Raw genomic sequence first — 17517 nt, forward strand, 5'->3', positions numbered from 1 at the left:
CCGGACAGCCACCATTGTAGATTTTGTTTATGCCATCATACTTTTTTACTTCAAAGCTTACAGTCAGATGCCAATGAGTACCACCTGGGTATTTATAGGTCTGCTGGGAGGTCGGGAATTGTCCATTGCCTTGGCAAAGTCTAAAAAGCTTAAAAAGCGTAAAGCAAGATTGGTAAGGGCTTACCGAATGGCCTCCAATGACCTTATAAAGGCAGGCATCGGTTTAATTGTTTCGCTTCTTTTAGCCTTAATTATTAATGAAGGCATCAGAGAAGAAGTATTCGGTTATATTTTTTAAAGCGGTAGCATTGGAAATCTTCACAGACGAGTACTGGATGAACGAGGCCTTGAAGCAGGCAAAAATGGCTTCGGAGGAGGGAGAAATTCCCGTTGGAGCAGTAATTGTGGTGAATAACCGAGCCATTGCCAAAGCCTATAATCAATCTGAAAAACTAACGGATGTCACAGCCCATGCAGAAATATTGGCCATTACTGCAGCCTCAAATGCCCTAGGTGCCAAATACCTGCCCGAATGTAAGTTATACGTAACATTGGAACCCTGTATCATGTGTGCAGGCGCCTGCTTCTGGGCACAATTGGGGGAGTTGCATTATGCGGCCTCAGACCCAAAAAGAGGGTATTCCAAAACTGATCCTGCCATAATCCATCCAAAAACCAAGGTTTTTCAAGGCCCATTTCAAGAAGAATCCAAAGAATTAATCCAAACTTTTTTTAAAAATCTAAGAAATTAAAGATTCAAAGGAATAATAGAACCATTTTTGGAGATTGATGGTTTATACGTTAGGTTTTTTAATAAGACGAACCTACAACCATCAACAAAAACATTGTATAACCTAAAAAAGAAAAAAAATGGCTTTTGAACTTCCAAGTTTACCTTACGAAAAGAATGCATTAGAACCGAATATTGATGCCAAAACCATGGAAATTCACCATGGCAAACATCATAACGCTTATGTAACCAAATTAAACGACGCGATCAAAGGCACTGACCTTGAATCTAAAAGCATAGAAGAGCTGATGGAAAATGTTTCTGCTGCTCCTGCAGGGGTAAGAAACAATGGAGGTGGACACTATAACCACTCACTTTTTTGGACCATCCTTTCTCCAAATGGAGGTGGCGCACCTACAGGTGACTTGGCCGCTGCAATCGATGCAAAATTTGGTTCTTTTGAAAAATTTAAAGAAGAATTTGCAAATGCTGCTGCTACCAGATTTGGTTCAGGTTGGGCATGGTTAAGTGTAAGCAACGGTGAATTGGTCGTTAGCTCTACTCCTAATCAAGACAACCCGGTAATGGACATTGCTGAAACCAAAGGAACGCCAATTCTAGGATTGGATGTTTGGGAACACGCCTATTACCTGAACTACCAAAACAGGAGACCTGATTATATTTCAGCTTTTTGGAATGTTGTCAATTGGGACGAGGTAGCTAAAAGATATGCTGCAGCTAAATAATAATAGTTATTAAAGATTTGATTAAGCCTCCTTTGCTTTGCATTGGAGGCTTTTTTGTATCCAAACCGAACATAAAAAGTGTTCGATTTTGGTACAACCCCTCACCCCTAAACATCTATAAAACAGGCTTAGATAGGCTTTAAAGCAATTTTTTCGGTTTTGGCACCTTTTTCCCTTTGAATTGGACTGAACAATTCAAGAACTGAAACCATGTACTTTACCAAATTAATTTTTACTACCTCACTTTTCTTCTTTCTCGGCTTAAGCCATCTTGCCGCCCAACAAGCGCCCGTAAATAAAGTCATTGGGTTGGTAATGGATAGCGAAGAACAGCCGATACCTTTTGCCAATGTGGTATTGCTCGGTGCGGATAGCCAAGAACTTATTACCGGTACCATCTCCAATGAAGCAGGAGAGTTTGTGATTCAGTCTGTTCGAAACAATAAACTCAAGCTTAAAATTTCTACCCTGGGGCATAAAGATTTTTTAAGTGAAGAATTCCAAATTGAAGGAGAGACAAAAAATTTCGGCAAGATAAAATTGAAGGCCGATATGGGATCCCTCGATGAAGTAGAGGTCCGCGCAGCACGACCCAATGTATTGATTCAGGCAGACAAAACCGTGGTGAATATTGAAGGGACAGCCATGGCCGAAGGAAACAATGCCCTGGATGTGGTGGGTCGCTCTCCGGGAGTCTATGTAGATGCCGATGGCAATATCAACCTTAATGGAAAATCAGGTGTCATGGTACTTTTGGATGACAGGCAAACCTATATGTCTGCCAAGGATTTAGCAGATTTTTTACGAGCCATGCCGGCAGACAATATCCAAAGTATAGAGGTAATCAATAACCCTCCAGCCAAATACGATGCGGAAGGAGCAGCCGGACTTATCAATTTGGTATTGAAGAAAAACACCTACAACGGTATCAATGGTAACTTACATATTGGCCACCAATACAATGGTATCCATACCCCTTCTTTAGGAGGTACGGTAAACTTTAAGAAAAAGAAATGGACTTCCAATGTAAGTTTAAACTACAACCAATGGGGAAGAAAAATGGAACTGGATCTACTCAGGAGATTCCAAGTGGACAATGGTCTCTCTGTTTTTGACCAGAAAGCCAGAATGAAGCTAATAACCAAAAACTTATTCTTTTCAGGAGGCACAGATTATCAAATCAATGATAAGCATAGCCTGGGAATCAACCTACAGGCCTCCACACAAACTGGAGATGACGGAGGAAATTCTTTTACAACCATAACTAACCCTCAAAGTACAGAGGTCAACTATATCAATGCATTGAATGATACAGAGTTTGAAAACACACGAATATTTGGAAATTTTCACTATATCGGAAAGTTTGACACCCTGGGGACCAAGCTTACTGCTGATTTCGATTATTCCAATATGGATGCAAGTAGCCTTATTTTTCTGTACAATAGCTACTGGATAAATGAGGATAGGGCCAATGAAGATCTCAATAGTGTCAAAACTGGCAATGATATGGTCTATTCCATTTATACAGCCAAAACGGACTTTACCAAACCAATGGGTGAAAACAAAAGCTTGGAGCTAGGGCTCAAAGGTAGCTGGGTAAAATCAGACAACCTATTGGACATAACAAAAAGCGTTGCCGAAGGTCCTTATCTTCCAGATGGCAATAGCAATCATTTTATATACAAAGAAAATGTTATGGTTGCTTATGTTTCATACAAAGCTCCTTTGGGAAAGAAACTGGATTACCAAGCAGGACTGAGAGCTGAGTATGCCAATATTGAGGGCAATTCAATCACCTCAAATCAGGTAAATACACAAGAATACCTCAACTTATTCCCGAGTGTATACCTTCAACACAAACTAAATGACAATTACCAAATCGTGTACAATGTCAATCGACGAATCACAAGGCCTCATTACCGACAACTCAATCCTTTTGTTTTCTATATTGACCCATTAACCACAGAGGAGGGCAACCCAAATCTAAAACCTCAGTACGCCAATAATTTTGAAATGAATCACATTTACAAAGGAGCTTATCAGTTGGCCTTGTCTTTTTCCCAAACTGAAAATGCTTTCGGACAAATACTGGTTCAAGATGATGAAAGCCGTTCCACCCTTATACAAATGCAAAACCTGGACCGCACGCAAAATTTAGGACTTCGGGCAACCATACCGGTGGAATTTGCTCAGTGGTACAGCACTAGTAATATGCTACAATTCAATGGAAATACTTTTCAATCCCAAATAGGAGAAGACCTGCTAGATGTCAAGCAATTTTCATTCATGGCAAGAAGTCAACATAATATCTCCTTACCCAAAGGTTTTAAGCTAGAGTTGGTAGGGATTTATAGAAGTCCGTTTCAGGATGGACAGCTCAAAATTGATGGCATGAGTTGGTTAGATGCTGGGTTAACAAAAACCTTCAAAGACGAGAAATTAAGTCTCACAATTAATGGCTCAGATATCTTCCGAACCATGAAATTTACAGGGGGAATTAATTTTCACAAGATCAATACAGATGTCCGACAATACAACAGCATGCAAAATGTACGCTTTACTGTGCGGTGGAAGTTTAACAAAGGAGAGATGTTCAAGGTATCCCAACGAAGTGGCAGTACTGAAGAAAGAAATAGATTGTAATAAGTAATGATTAGGTTTTTTATAATGGTAAAAGCAACATCCCTTGGATGTTGTTTTTGTTTATACCTAAACCTTATTGCCTATTATTAATTCTATGCCTCCGCTCGGCATTTTCAACAAATCTTTAATCAAACAAAATGAGCTAATGAAGGAGTTAAATCCCTGGTAATACCTACTGAAAATGGTAAAGGAAAATTAATTGTGCAGCCAGTGCAGGCTTTCTCTCACCTTTGATTTCAATTTTTACCTTCATCTCAGTTTTTATGGTCCCTCTGAGGTCACTGATATTGGCCAGGGTAGCGTGCATGCGGATCTCATCATTCACCTTAACAGGGTTGGCAAACCTTAAATTTTCAATGCCGTAATTGACCATCATTTTCAGATTATTCACCTGTACGATCTGATTCCAAAGAAATGGAACCAAAGATAAGGTAAGGTATCCATGTGCAATGGTCCCTCCAAAAGCGCCTTCTGCTTTGGCTTTTTCTGGGTCAGTATGTATCCATTGGTGATCTATGGTAGCATCTGCAAAAAGGTTGATTTGCTCTTGCGTTACCTGATGGTATTCAGACACACCCAACTCTTTTCCTATATAATCCTGAAAGTCTTCAAAGCTATTAATAATCAGTTTACTCATCTTTTTTTTAGGTTTTAAAAAATGAAATTATCAAAACCAAGCGGATAATAAAACAAAAATTTAAAGAAAACTACAATACTGTTGATTCTTAACCAGGTTGACGGTTTCTCTTATTGTAATATAAAAAGCCCAAAACCATGCTGCTAACGAAAAAAATAAGGGTAGTCCATTCATAGGTCCGCTTTTCCTTCAATCCCGATTGAATTTTTTCATCCTTTAGATCCAAGGCCCTTTTAAGCTTTACAATGTCCTCCTCTGCTTTTTGGGCAATAAATTTATAGTCCTCTTTCTCATAACCAATTTCTGTTGTTTCTATCTCCTTCAACATCTCCAACTCTTTGATTATCTGATTGTCCTTATTCAAAATACGAATCAACCATTCATTGGTCGCCGTCATGTCCTTTTTTGTCCGGTTTCCGAATAAGCCCGATTTCTGAGATTCAGAGGCTTGCCACTGCTGATGCAACTGTGCCCTCTCTCCGATTAATTTTTTGAGCCGTTCTTGCCCACTAGCCTCCATGGGCAAAGTTATTAGCCAAAAAATAAATCCTAAAAAGTACGTCGCTTTCATTTCAAATCAGAAAATTGATTACAATAATTTCAATCTCTCCAATATTCAAAAAACATGCCTAAAGCAATTTATGGGCTAGCTAATTATTATGGTTGAGAGTTATTGTCCAAAAACTTGGCGTAGCAGGTCGAGTTAAGCATCAACTAGCATAGGTTCTTCATGCCTTTGCTAAATGGATCTCACTTTTTTCTAGGCAAAAATTCATCCAAAACTTGTCGCAAATAATCCCTGTCTAAGTGGGTATATATTTCGGTAGTTGTGATGCTTTCATGGCCCAACATTTCCTGAACAGCTCTCAAATCTGCTCCACCTTCCACAAGGTGAGTAGCAAAGCTATGTCTAAAGGTATGGGGACTTACTTTTTTAGGAAGGCCTGCTTTTTCTACCAGCTTCTTTATGATTAAAAATATCATCACTCTACTAAGCTTTTTTCCTCTTCTGTTGAGAAAAACGTAATCTTCATGCCCCTTTGCAATCACCTGATGAGCTCTTATTTCTTTGAGATAGATGCTTAAGTATTTGGTAGAAGATTTGCCAATGGGGACCAGCCGCTCTTTGTTGCCTTTTCCTAAAATTCTTAAAAAACCTATATCATCAAAATATTGACTCAATTTAAGATTAATCAACTCAGAAACCCTTAAGCCACTACTGTAAAGCATTTCCAGCATTGCCCTATTTCTATGCCCTTCCGATTCACCCAAGGGTATCGCTTCAAAAATCTCCTCGATTTCCGCATAACTTAAGGTATCGGGTAGGGTTCGAGTCAACTTTGGAGCCTCTAATAAGTCTGAAGGGTTTTCTTCTATTTTGTCCTCATAGATCATGAACTTAAAGAAGGCTTTGATACCGGAAATTATTCGTGCTTGAGAAAATTCAGAAATAGAAAACTCTCCAAGCAGGTTTACAAATTGCCTCAGGTGATACAATTGAACTTTTTCAGGTGAAACTTCTGGGAAGTTCTTTTCCATAAAATTCGAGAATTTCTGAATATCCTGCCTATAAGCTAAAATAGAATTCTCGCTGAGTGAACGCTCAATTTTTAAGTAATACCCAAAAGCTTTTATTTCCTTTTCCCAAGACATAAAGTAAAATTAATCTAATGATGGTATTTAATTAATAGTTTTATTAAAAACCTATCAATATCTCATCAAGTTGTTTTCCGATTGCTTAACTTTGCTCCTGTTTAGTAGTCAATTAAATCCTCCAAACTTTGAAAATCACAATCATAAACGGACCTAATTTAAATTTATTAGGAAAGCGCGAGCCTGAAATTTATGGCAGCCGCTCATTTGAAGATTATTTTGAGACACTGGTTCAAAAATATCCGGACCTGGAATTGACCTATTACCAAAGCAATGTGGAAGGCGAGCTGGTAAATAAACTGCACGAAGTGGGTTTTGAGCACGACGCAATCTTAATCAATGCAGGTGCCTATACCCATACTTCAGTGGCCATTTCGGATGCCATCGCAGGTATCAATACTCCGGTTTTGGAAATTCACATTTCTAATATCTACAAGAGAGAAACTTTCCGACACAAAAGCATCATTTCTAAAGAATGTGTGGGCATGATCGCTGGATTGGGATTAAAAGGCTATGAACTTGGATTGAATTACTTTATTGATAATCAGAAAGAAAACGCATAATGGCTATACTTACTTTTGCACCGGGTCCATCTAAGGTATACGATAAATTACCGGAATATTTTCAGGAGGCTTACCAACAAGGAATCTTGAGTGCCAATCACCGGAGTGCGGTTTTTATGGATCTATATAAGGATACAGAAAGCCTATTTGAGGAAACTGGGTGTACCCGAAGATTATAAATTACTGTTCACTTCCTCAGCCACTGAAAACTGGGAGATCATCACCCAATCCTTGGTTCTACAAGCTTCATTTCATATTTACTCCGGTTCATTTGGAAAGAAATGGTTTGGTTATGCTCAAAATATTATTCCCGAAACAGGAGCTTTGATTGTAGATAAAAATGAAAGCTTAGAGGTAAATGACTTGGAGATTGGAAATGATTTTGATCTGATTGCCATAACGCAAAACGAAACGTCAAATGCCACTCAGATTACCAATGAAACCATCGCTGCTATTGGCAAAAAATATCCGGACAAAATGCTGGCCATAGATACCACCTCTTCCATGGCCGGAATCTTTTTGGATTTCAACCTAGCAGATATCTGGTATGCTTCTGTACAAAAATGCTTTGGATTGCCAGCAGGTCTGGGAATTTTGATAGTATCTCCTAAGGCCATAGAAAGAGCCAAAGATAAGGGCGAAAAAGGCAGGTACAATAGCCTCAATTTTATGCTGGACAATGCGGCCAACTACCAGACCCACTATACCCCCAATGTGCTTAATATTTACTTATTAAACAGGGTTTTGGCAGACCTGGCACCAATAGAAAAAGTAAATGAAAAAACCGAACAGCGGATGCGCATTCTGGAAGAGATAGTAGAGAAATCTCCGGCTTTGGATTTCTTGGTAAGCAATGAGGCTACCAGAAGTCGGACAGTTTTGGGTGTAGGTGGTGAAGAAAGCTTTATTAAACAAATAAAAGCTGAAGCTGAGGAGCAGGGAATGCAAATGGGCAGTGGATATGGCCCTTTAAAGCCCACCAGCTTTAGAATTGCCAATTTCCCTGCATTGAACGACAATGAGTTTGAAAAACTGATAGCCTTCCTCAAGGCCTATTAAAATGGATCTGTGGTGTTTGATTTAAAGGAAATATTATCTGTGACATTAATTCTTTTTTCTGTGATTGATATCTTGGGATCTATACCAATAGTAATCAACCTAAGAAAGAAAGTTGGCCATATTCAGAGTGGCAAGGCAACCATCGTTGCGGGGATTTTGATGGTAGCCTTTCTTTTGGTTGGAAAATCAATTTTAAACCTATTTGGCATAGATGTAGAAGACTTTGCCATTGCCGGTGCCTTAATCATCTTTGCTATTGGAGCAGAGATGATTTTAGGTATAGAAATATTTAAAAACGACCCTGAAGCAAGCTCTACCAGTACCTCTATAGTCCCAATAGCTTTTCCTTTGATTGCTGGGGCAGGCACTTTAACCACCATTCTTACCTTAAAGTCAGAGTTTGGACAAGCCAATATTGCCATTGGCATCATTTTAAACCTTGTCATCATCTATGCGGTATTGAAAAGCACACATTTCTTGGAGCAAAAACTTGGTAAAACAGGCCTGGATATATTGAGAAGAATATTTGGAATCATCCTGCTTTCAATTGCGATAAAGATCTTTAAGACCAACCTTTTCCCCGGGTAAAATTTAAGCCCATTTTGGGCTATGAAAATAAATTTGAAAAAATATTTAAAATAATGTCCATTCCTTTTTGATTTACTCAATTTTTATTTACTTTTGTCCTCCCAATAGGGAATAAACGGGGTGTAGCGTAGCCCGGTCATCGCGCCTCGTTTGGGACGAGGAGGTCGCAAGTTCGAATCTTGCCACCCCGACAAAGCCAGTTCATTGCGAACTGGCTTTTGTTTTTTCCGGCCAATTGTACTTCTTATCATCCTTTTTTTCTACCCTTTTGCGACCCCCAAAAGTTTGCTGATCAATCAAAGGTACCTAGAGTATACCTAATATATTACACCCATTAAAACTCTATCCGAACTTTATACCCCCCCAATAAATAATATTTACTTCATAAAATAATGTTTATACCTACCCCATTTAAGGTTTAAAAATTATTCAAAGATTTAATAAGATTAAAGGAATATTCAATTTTTGGCACAGCTCTTGAACCATTTAGGTCAAATGATTTTCTCATTAAACCAACTATTGAAATGAAAAATGCAAATAATTTTCAGTTAAGAAGTTCGGAATTAATTTCACGCAATGTAAAAACGGCAAGAGATGAATCCGTAGGTTCTATTAAAGATATTGTTCTAAATGCATCCACATCTCAAGTAGACTATGTAGTATTGAAGGTGGATGAGGGATTCTTGAACCTTGGTTCAAAACTTTTGGCAATGCCATTTGAATCTTTCAATTTTAATCCTCCTCATGGAGAGGCTGCACTCGTGCGAGAGACCAAAGAAACATTGGAAAACGCACCGGGTTTTGAAAGCGACAACTGGCCTACAGGCCCACAAGGCGAGTTCTTACACACCATGCGGAGCTATTACAGTGCCGAAGACCGAAGTCTATATGGACGTTACGACATAGAAAACCGAACCATTTTTGATCACCAGGACAATTTAGATGTAAGAGAAGACAGAATTAGAGACAAACGCTCGGGAAACGGGTTTTTAGAAAAAGACCGTAGGGGTGAGAGGTCCTATAATGCCAGAAGAGGCGGAGATCCTGTAATATAAAGAATAGTATTTTCTTATAAATGAGTAAAGCCAATCCAATAAATGGATTGGCTTTTTTATGGAATCAGGATTGATAAAACCTAACCAGCAATATCCATGGATCTCTTTTTATTTCAAAAGGGAAAAATTGCCAAGCAGCAAGGCAATTTGACCTAACCTTTACCGACGTAAATGCTGAATCTTTGTATCGTAATTATTCAACAAACAAATTTAAAGACATTTAATTATGACAACTACAGCAACAGCATTCAACGTACCTACAAAATCTGAAGTTTCTGAAAACAATCAAGCAATCTTTGAACAGCTTGGAAAACAAATTGGCTTTGTCCCTAACCTTTATGCCTACTATGCCAAAAATGAAACGGCCTTACCGGACTACTTGGCATTGCAGGGAAGAAAAACCACACTAAAAGCCAAAGAGAAAGAAGTGGTAAACTTGGTTACTAGTCAAATCAACGGCTGTAGGTATTGCCAATCTGCCCATACTGCCCTTGGTAAGATGAATGGATTTACCAATGAGCAAATTCTTGAAATCCGAGGCGGATCTGCCGATTTTGATGAAAAGCTTGATGCTTTGGTAAAATTCACTGCCGCAACGGTAAGCAACCACGGCAAGGTGCAAGAAGAAATTAAAGAAGCCTTTTTTGCAGCCGGCTACAATGAAGCAAATTTGATAGATGTGGTCATCCTAATTGGCGATAAAATCATGAGCAATTACCTTCATAACCTTGCGGGTTTTGAAATTGATTTCCCAGTGGCTCCAGAATTATAAGTTTTAACAAGGGTTTTGCAATAGGTATTCGTTTAGAATATTGTTGCAAAACCCATTTGAACCCAAATTATGTACAACAAAATATCATCCCTAGGTTATTATATAGGCGTATTTGGCACAGCCCTTATTCTTATATGGATTGGAATGTATAAATTTACTCCCACAGAGGCTGCAGCAATAAAGCCATTGGTGGAAAATCATTTCGCCATGAATTGGCTTTACAAACTCATGTCCTTACAGGCAGTTTCAATTCTTATCGGTTTATCAGAAATTGTCATCGGTAGTTTATTATTTGCCTCATTGTATTGGCCACAGCTAGGGAAAATTGCCGGAATAAGTTCCGCTGTCATTTTTATTACCACGCTTAGCTTTCTTATCACCACTCCTGGTATTTGGAGATTTGTCGATGGCTTTCCAATTACAGATTTCTTTTTGGTAAAAGACATTCCTTACCTCGCCATTTCATTGATGGTTTGGGGAAATTATTCAAACGAAAATAAAAGAATAAAGCTATGATCGAAATCACATTATACGGTGCAGATTGGTGTCCGGATTGCCTGAGGGCCGAAGCTTTTCTAAAGGAAAACGATATACAATTTAATTTTGTGGATGTGGACCTTGATGAAACCGCCACTAAAAAAGTGGAGGCAATAAACAAAGGCAAACGCATCATCCCAACCCTAATCATCAACGGAAAGGGCTATACCAACCCTGACAATGCTACCCTTTCCGGTATATTGGGCATCAATGAACAGGCTAGAGTTGTCCATTACGGCGCTGATTGGTGTCCGGATTGTATCAAGTCCAAATCCTTTCTGGTGGACAATAGCATCAACTTTCAATACATCAATATTGATGAAAACGAATGGGCCATTCCCATCATTGAAAAGATCAACAATGGGAAAAGGAAAATTCCTACCATTCTCATTGACGAGGACATCCTGGTGGAACCGGAAAACGAAGCACTACGGGTGGCGCTCAAATTAGATGAAGAGAGAATCACCAAAGTATTTGATAGCATCATTATCGGTGCCGGTGCAGCAGGTTTGACCACTTCCATCTATGCGCAGCGAGACCATTTCAGTACCTTAATACTAGAGAAAAAAACGGTTGGGGGAAATGCCTTTTTAACAGATAAAATTGAAAACTACCCCGGCTTTACCTCCATATCAGGTCCTACTTTAATGGCAAAAATGGAAGAGCAAGCGAAAGTTTATGGTGCAACCATAAAAACAGGTGAAGAAGTGGTGAGCATAGAGAAGGTCAACAATTTCTTCAACGTGAGAACCAAGACGAATTTGTTTTTAGGACGCTCTGTAGTGTTGTCTACGGGCTCAACCTACGAAAAACTCAATATCCCGGGAGAAAGTGATTTATTAGGGTCTAGCGTGCATTTTTGTGCCACCTGTGACGGTGCTTTCTACAGAGACCGTGAAGTAATTGTGGTAGGGGGTGGAAACTCCGCCTTGGAAGAAGGCATCTTTCTTTCCGGCTTCACGAAAAAAGTAAAAATCGTCAACCGAAAAGCAACCTTTAAGGCATCACAAACTTATATAGATAAGCTTCCTGAACTTAACAATGTCATCACTTACTATAATAAAGACTCCATTGCCTTGAATACAGACAAAGAGGGGAAATTTGCAGGCTTGCTTGTTAGGGATACCCAAACCGGAAAAGAAGAAGTAATCACTGCTGATGGAGTTTTCGTTTTTGTAGGCCTAAAGCCAAACAACGAAAGCTTTAAAGGCCTTGTAGATTTGAATGCGCATGGGTTTATTACTACTTCAGGTCTTGCTAAAACTTCAGTGGATGGCATCTTTGCAGCCGGAGACAACCGTGAAGGAGCCATCGCTCAGGTAGCTGCCGCAACGGGTGAAGGAGTATTGGCCAGTTATGGATTGAGGGAATACCTTAAAGATTAAGCTAATTCTGTTGAATGCAAGTCATTCCTCCTTACTCTTCTTCCTGTCTTTCCAATACATTAAAGCATAGACATAAAATCTACTGAATAAATCCGTACCTGAAATTAATTCTTCACCTATTCAAATTCATTGGCATTGATTTTGGCGGATCACCTTAATACAACTCAAATAAAATAACTGCACCATGACTGAACAAATGAAAACTACGCTACAAGAAGAATTACAAGCGAAAAAAGATAATTTTAATGAAACAGCTTCAGAGGAAATAAAAACCATATATAAGGCCGGAATAGATGATGTCAAAAACAATGGCATCGTCAAGCAAGCCAAGCAGGAGGGCGCGAGTGCACCAGATTTTTCACTTCCCAATGCCACAGGGGAACAGATAAAACTATCTGACCAATTGAAAGAAGGACCTGTAATACTAACCTGGTACCGAGGGGGATGGTGCCCCTATTGTAACCTCACACTCCACCACCTGCAACAGACTTTACCGGCCTTTAAGGAACAAGGAGCGCAATTGCTGGCCTTAACTCCTGAACTACCCGACAACTCTATAAGCACCTCTGAAAAAAACAATTTAACTTTTGAGGTTTTAAGTGATTTAGGCAATCAAGTGGCGAAGCAATATGGTATAGTTTTTAAACTTACCGAGGAGGTGGCAAAAGTGTACCAAGATAAATTTGACTTGCATGCTTACAATGGCAACGAGGATGATGAACTTCCACTTGCCGCTACTTATATTATTGGTCAAGATGGCATAATAAAATACGCTTTCCTTGATAGTGATTATCGAAACAGGGCCAATCCGGAGGATTTGTTGAACTTTTTAAAGGCAATGAAATAAAGGAATTGTAACGCTCGTAGGTAGTGATCAATAGAATATAATTTTGATGGTAAGTAGGATTTTCTTTCAATGGATTACTGAATTTCATCCCAACAGTTTATAAAACCCAAGTAAGGTTTATAAATAAAATCTAATTAAATACTGGAACAGTTATTGAACTACTATCAACAACTTAAAAAATTAAATTTTGACCAATTTTAAATCAAGTTGTCATGTATAAAATAGCCTTGTTTCTTAGTTTTGCCCTACTATTGACCGCCTGTAATTTAAATTCCGATGAAGATCCTGAGAAAGATGATAATCCAGAAGTTCCGGGAACAATTTATGGGTCAAGTACGATTTCGCTGAACGAAGCTTACAGCACATTAAAAACATCCCTTGAAAATAATAACCAAATTGGCATTGTAGCAGAAATAGATCATTCGCAAAATGCCGCTTCTATAAACAAAGATCTCGGTCCTACAAAAATCATCTTCTTTGGCAACCCTGGCTTGGGCACTCCTTTGATGCAAGAAAATCAGCTTGCAGGCTTAGATCTCCCGCAGAAAGTACTGTTTTACGAAAATAAGGATCAGGTTTTTGCTCTATATAATAGTACTGACTATTTAGCTTCTCGTCATGCCTTGGGAGAGGTGGAGTCTCTCAATCAAATCTCAGTAGCACTTGAGAACCTGGTAGGAGATGCATTCAAAAATGACCTAGAAAGTAGCATTTCCAAATCTGTCACTGCCTCCGAAGGGATAGAAACGGTGACTAGTTCTCAAAACTTTGAAACGACCTACCAAAGTTTACAATCCATTATTTCCGGAAATGAGAATCTCTCCATTATTGCCGAATTAGACCATCAAGCCAATGCCCATAGCAAAGGACTTGAATTAAGACCTACAAAAATCATAATTTTCGGAAACCCCAATCTTGGTAGCCCATTAATGCAAGCCTCCCAAACAGCAGGCCTGGACCTTCCCCAAAAAATACTGGTTTGGGAAGATGCAAATGAAGTAGTTCATCTTTCCTATAATGATCCTGCATTTCTAAAGGAGCGTCATGAAATAAAAGGGAGCGATGATGAAATACAGCAAATTACCGATGCACTACACAATATAAGCAATGCCGCTACCGGCAATTAAATGACCCAAGCGAAAACAACTGAATAAAGGCTTCGCAACTAAAAAATTGAAGGCTGTTGAACTTGTCAACAGCCTTCAATCCACAACCCCTAAAGATCTGAGTAATCAGTAGGGTATAAGAAAGTGGTTACATTTTTTGAAACATTGTTTTGGTATTGTGGCAGGGAGGACAATTCTTTCCAATAGGCATCTGAACGAAAGGTATCCCAGTGGGCATCACGGTCAGCCTTATTTTCAAAAGTTGTCATGTACATCAAGTTAGGCATGGTAGGGCCTGAAACCACCTCACCATAGAAAACAGCATTAAAGCCCAGCCTTTTAAAAAGACCTACCTCATCGCCATCATTGAACATCTTGATTTTATTCTTAGAAATCTTCTCCGTATGCCCTTCATAGCTTCTCAACTCGTAGATTCTATCTTTCTTAGGCCCCTTCAAATCAGGTACACCATAATTCGGGTTTTGCTCGAATGCGTCCAATAAAATCGATTCGATTCTATCATAAGGAGGATTGGTATAGGCTGCATCCAAATAGGTCGCCCCTGCCGATTGAAATTGTTGGTCCTTGGCAAGCTTGGAATCTATTTTAGAAAACTCCTTTCGGGAACTAAAGGGTATCAGCACATAAATCAACTTCTCTTCAGGCTTATTTCCTTCAGTTGATGCCCGAGGCTTGAATACTCCAATATGATCAATTCCGGCTCTATGCATGGCCGGTAAATAGGCTTTCTCAAGAAATTCATCAATCACCTCTTCCTGAGCACTTGAGGAGTAATGATAAATTTTTATTTGGTAAAAGTCTCCTTTGCCGGCAAAGGAAAATGCGGTTGTAAGCAATAAAATGGCTATCGCTGAAAATACTGCAATGGTGTTTTTCATAATTATTTTTAGGTTTAATTCTACCTCTACTTTTGTAAGGCAAAGCACATTCTTAGTAAATAGCGCAATTTATTAGGAAACAAAAATGATAAGCACGCTATCTTTCATAATTTGTTAAAGTTATCTAAAAAATAATTAATGCAGAAATTCTAAACCTTCATTTAAATTTATAGCTTAAACATCAATTTTGCCCATACCGGCAAATGATCTGAAGCAAAATGCTCTTGAATGGCTATACCGAAAACTGGCCATTTTATATTTGCAGTTTAACTAAACCGTGATTTTGACGGGATTTTTGTCATTGTCAATGGCTACAAAAGTAAAGGTTCCGGAAATGGCTTTTTCCCTACCTTTTTCATACATCTGCTCAATAAAAATCTCTACGCTTACTTTTAAGCTTGTATTGCCCACATGGACCACACGCCCACACAGTTCAATGATTGTCCCTGCCGGTATTGGTTTGGTGAAATCAATTTTATCACTGCTGATGGTCACCATACGTTGCCGGCTAAAGCGCGTAGCCGTTATAAAGGCCACCTCATCCATCAATTGCATGGCCTTACCCCCAAACAGGGTATCGTAATGATTGGTGGTATTAGGAAAAACAGCTTTATAGATCTTGGTTTCTGATTCGTTGATTTTTTCTTCCAGACTCATGTTTAAATTTTTAGGGCAAGATATATAAGGGCGGTTTAATCTGGGTTAATTATTAGAGGATCAATGGTTTATTTCAGTAAAAAGCTACAATTGGTGTCAAATAAATCCTAGTGAAACCTTCAATAAATAATTTTAAAGGCAAAAAAAAGCGAGTCTTATTCAGACTCGCTTTTTATAATTATTTCTAAAGGTTCTCCTGAAATATCCAGGAATTTATACTCCGTCACCGGTAGAGAAGAATCTTTGATCAAATTGACCCATTTATAATATTTAAAAAACCACTGCAGCCTTTTTGAGAAAATGCCATGAGTAAAATAGGCATGTAAATAGGGGTGCAATGCGATTTTAATCTTTGATTCGTTTTGGTGTACTGCAATATGCTCTAAATCTTTTTCCAGTTTGTCTGCCACAAGAATGGAGGCTTGTATTTTGCCTGTACCATTACAAGAAGGACAAATTTCTTTGGTAACTATGTTCATTTCAGGTCTCACGCGCTGCCTGGTGATCTGCATCAAACCAAACTTGGTAAGGGGAAGTACCGTATTCTTGGATCGGTCTTCTCTCATTGCTTCCTTCATCGCTTCAAAAATGGCCCTTTTATTTTCGGCCTTTTTCATATCGATAAAGTCAATCACAATTATTCCTCCCATATCGCGAAGCCTTAGTTGCCTTGCAATTTCTTTTACGGCCACCATATTGGTTTTAAGGCCAGTATTTTCTTGATCACTTTCCTGGTTGGACTTGTTGCCACTGTTAACGTCCACTACATGCAAGGCTTCTGTATGCTCAATAATGAGATAACCGCCTTGGGGGAGACTAACGGTAGTTCCAAACAGGCTTTTGATCTGTTTTTCTATACCAAAACTTTCAAAGAGCTTCGCTTTTCCGTTGTAAAGCTTAACAATTTTTTCTTTTTCTGGAGCAATGGACCTTATATAAGATCGCATTTGATCGTAAATTACTTCATCTTCTACCGTGATTGCGTCGAAAGATTCATTGAGAAGGTCTCTTATAATTGAAGAGGCCAAACTCATTTCTCCGATGATTTTGTCTTTAACTTTGGCTTTTTGAAGCTTCCTCATCCCATCTTCCCAAGTCTCTAACAAATTTCTTAGGTCTTTATCCAGTTCAGTGACAGATTGACCTTCTGCCACGGTACGAATAATTACACCGAAATTGACCGGTTTGATGGAAGTGATAAGCCGGGATAACCTTTTTCTTTCATCAGCACTACGTATTTTTTTGGATACGTTCACCGTGTTTGAAAAAGGTACCAATACCAAGTATCGACCAGCAAGGGAGAGCTCACACGATAATCGAGGCCCTTTTGTAGAAATTGGCTCTTTGACAACCTGCACCAATACCTGATTATTTTTTGACAATACTTGGCTTATTTTTCCAAGTTTGTCTATCTCAGGTTCGTTTTCAAAACCTTTAAGGTCGAAACCTTTATGGTTTTTATTACGGGTTAACTTTACAAGCTTACTTAAGCTGTTAACCTGTGGTCCTAGGTCTTGATAGTGTAAGAAAGCGTCTTTTTCATAGCCTACGTCTATGAAAGCAGCATTTAAGCCATTTACAATTTTCTTTACAGCACCAAGATAAATGTCGCCAACTTTGAACTTGTTGTCTTCCTCTTC

At 38.8% G+C, this 17517-nt stretch carries 17 protein-coding genes, 1 tRNA gene and 2 pseudogenes; 14 read left to right on the forward strand and 6 right to left on the reverse strand.

Going from position 1 to position 17517, the window contains the following annotated elements; translation table 11 throughout:
- The 4 genes and pseudogenes from AAC037_RS04105 to AAC037_RS04120 form a co-directional block, all read left to right on the forward strand.
- Window positions 1-298 (forward strand): annotated as a pseudogene (locus tag AAC037_RS04105) (hypothetical protein); the annotation flags it as partial.
- Window positions 258-752: a nucleoside deaminase gene (locus tag AAC037_RS04110; RefSeq protein WP_339901788.1), complete on the forward strand. Its 495-nt coding sequence runs from the start codon at window positions 258-260 to the stop codon at window positions 750-752. The pseudogene AAC037_RS04105 and the gene AAC037_RS04110, both read left to right, overlap by 41 nt.
- A 118-nt stretch (window positions 753-870) precedes the next feature.
- Window positions 871-1476 carry a superoxide dismutase gene (locus tag AAC037_RS04115; protein WP_339901789.1) on the forward strand — a complete coding sequence of 202 codons (606 nt, stop codon included), beginning with the start codon at window positions 871-873 and terminating at the stop codon, window positions 1474-1476.
- Window positions 1477-1686: 210 nt separating this feature from the next.
- Window positions 1687-4119: an outer membrane beta-barrel family protein gene (locus tag AAC037_RS04120; protein WP_339901790.1), complete on the forward strand. Its 2433-nt coding sequence runs from the start codon at window positions 1687-1689 to the stop codon at window positions 4117-4119.
- Window positions 4120-4291: 172 nt separating this feature from the next.
- On the opposite strand, the gene AAC037_RS04125 is transcribed toward AAC037_RS04120, so the two are convergent.
- From AAC037_RS04125 to xerD, 3 genes are all read right to left on the reverse strand, one after another.
- On the reverse strand, window positions 4292-4756 hold the full coding sequence (locus tag AAC037_RS04125) for a MaoC family dehydratase (RefSeq protein WP_303613307.1): 465 nt from the start codon (window positions 4754-4756) through the stop codon (window positions 4292-4294).
- 88 nt (window positions 4757-4844) lie between these two features.
- A complete protein-coding gene (locus AAC037_RS04130; protein WP_339901791.1) occupies window positions 4845-5327 on the reverse strand; it encodes a Clp protease ClpB in 483 nt (160 codons plus the stop codon).
- 179 nt (window positions 5328-5506) lie between these two features.
- Window positions 5507-6409, reverse strand: a complete 903-nt coding sequence (gene xerD / locus AAC037_RS04135) for a site-specific tyrosine recombinase XerD (RefSeq protein WP_339901792.1) — start codon at window positions 6407-6409, stop codon at window positions 5507-5509.
- 128 nt (window positions 6410-6537) lie between these two features.
- On the opposite strand from xerD, the gene aroQ reads away from it, so the two are divergent.
- The 10 genes and pseudogenes from aroQ (at window position 6538) to AAC037_RS04185 (ending at window position 14342) form a co-directional block, all read left to right on the forward strand.
- Window positions 6538-6972: a type II 3-dehydroquinate dehydratase gene (gene aroQ, locus AAC037_RS04140; protein WP_303613310.1), complete on the forward strand. Its 435-nt coding sequence runs from the start codon at window positions 6538-6540 to the stop codon at window positions 6970-6972.
- Between the two features lie 5 nt (window positions 6973-6977).
- A pseudogene (locus AAC037_RS04145) lies at window positions 6978-8031 on the forward strand (aminotransferase class V-fold PLP-dependent enzyme).
- Between the two features lie 12 nt (window positions 8032-8043).
- Window positions 8044-8619, forward strand: coding sequence for a MarC family protein (locus AAC037_RS04150; RefSeq protein WP_339901793.1), 576 nt, complete (start codon window positions 8044-8046; stop codon window positions 8617-8619).
- 116 nt (window positions 8620-8735) lie between these two features.
- Window positions 8736-8810, forward strand: a tRNA-Pro gene (locus tag AAC037_RS04155).
- Between the two features lie 333 nt (window positions 8811-9143).
- Window positions 9144-9674, forward strand: a complete 531-nt coding sequence (locus AAC037_RS04160) for a PRC-barrel domain-containing protein (RefSeq protein WP_339901794.1) — start codon at window positions 9144-9146, stop codon at window positions 9672-9674.
- A 226-nt stretch (window positions 9675-9900) separates the two neighbouring features.
- Window positions 9901-10446, forward strand: coding sequence for a carboxymuconolactone decarboxylase family protein (locus tag AAC037_RS04165; protein ID WP_339901795.1), 546 nt, complete (start codon window positions 9901-9903; stop codon window positions 10444-10446).
- Window positions 10447-10515: 69 nt separating this feature from the next.
- Entirely contained in the window at window positions 10516-10962 is a 447-nt protein-coding gene (locus AAC037_RS04170; RefSeq protein ID WP_339901796.1) for a DUF417 family protein, read from the forward strand.
- On the forward strand, window positions 10959-12368 hold the full coding sequence (locus AAC037_RS04175; protein ID WP_339901797.1) for an FAD-dependent oxidoreductase: 1410 nt from the start codon (window positions 10959-10961) through the stop codon (window positions 12366-12368). Before AAC037_RS04170 ends, AAC037_RS04175 begins: the two co-directional genes overlap by 4 nt.
- A gap of 184 nt (window positions 12369-12552) precedes the next feature.
- Window positions 12553-13215 carry a peroxiredoxin-like family protein gene (locus AAC037_RS04180; RefSeq protein ID WP_339901798.1) on the forward strand — a complete coding sequence of 221 codons (663 nt, stop codon included), beginning with the start codon at window positions 12553-12555 and terminating at the stop codon, window positions 13213-13215.
- 212 nt (window positions 13216-13427) lie between these two features.
- Window positions 13428-14342 carry a DUF302 domain-containing protein gene (locus AAC037_RS04185; protein WP_339901799.1) on the forward strand — a complete coding sequence of 305 codons (915 nt, stop codon included), beginning with the start codon at window positions 13428-13430 and terminating at the stop codon, window positions 14340-14342.
- Between the two features lie 89 nt (window positions 14343-14431).
- On the opposite strand, the gene AAC037_RS04190 is transcribed toward AAC037_RS04185, so the two are convergent.
- The 3 genes from AAC037_RS04190 to AAC037_RS04200 all read right to left on the reverse strand — a co-directional run.
- Window positions 14432-15220, reverse strand: a complete 789-nt coding sequence (locus tag AAC037_RS04190; protein WP_339901800.1) for an NIPSNAP family protein — start codon at window positions 15218-15220, stop codon at window positions 14432-14434.
- A 270-nt stretch (window positions 15221-15490) separates the two neighbouring features.
- The gene (locus AAC037_RS04195) at window positions 15491-15877 is read right to left on the reverse strand and encodes an acyl-CoA thioesterase (protein WP_339901801.1); all 387 of its coding nucleotides are present in this window, start codon (window positions 15875-15877) and stop codon (window positions 15491-15493) included.
- A gap of 155 nt (window positions 15878-16032) precedes the next feature.
- A partial coding sequence (locus tag AAC037_RS04200) for an Rne/Rng family ribonuclease (RefSeq protein ID WP_339901802.1) occupies window positions 16033-17517 on the reverse strand: 1485 nt, incomplete at its 5' end.

This window comes from uncultured Cyclobacterium sp., assembly GCF_963976465.1.
Lineage (GTDB): Bacteria > Bacteroidota > Bacteroidia > Cytophagales > Cyclobacteriaceae > Cyclobacterium.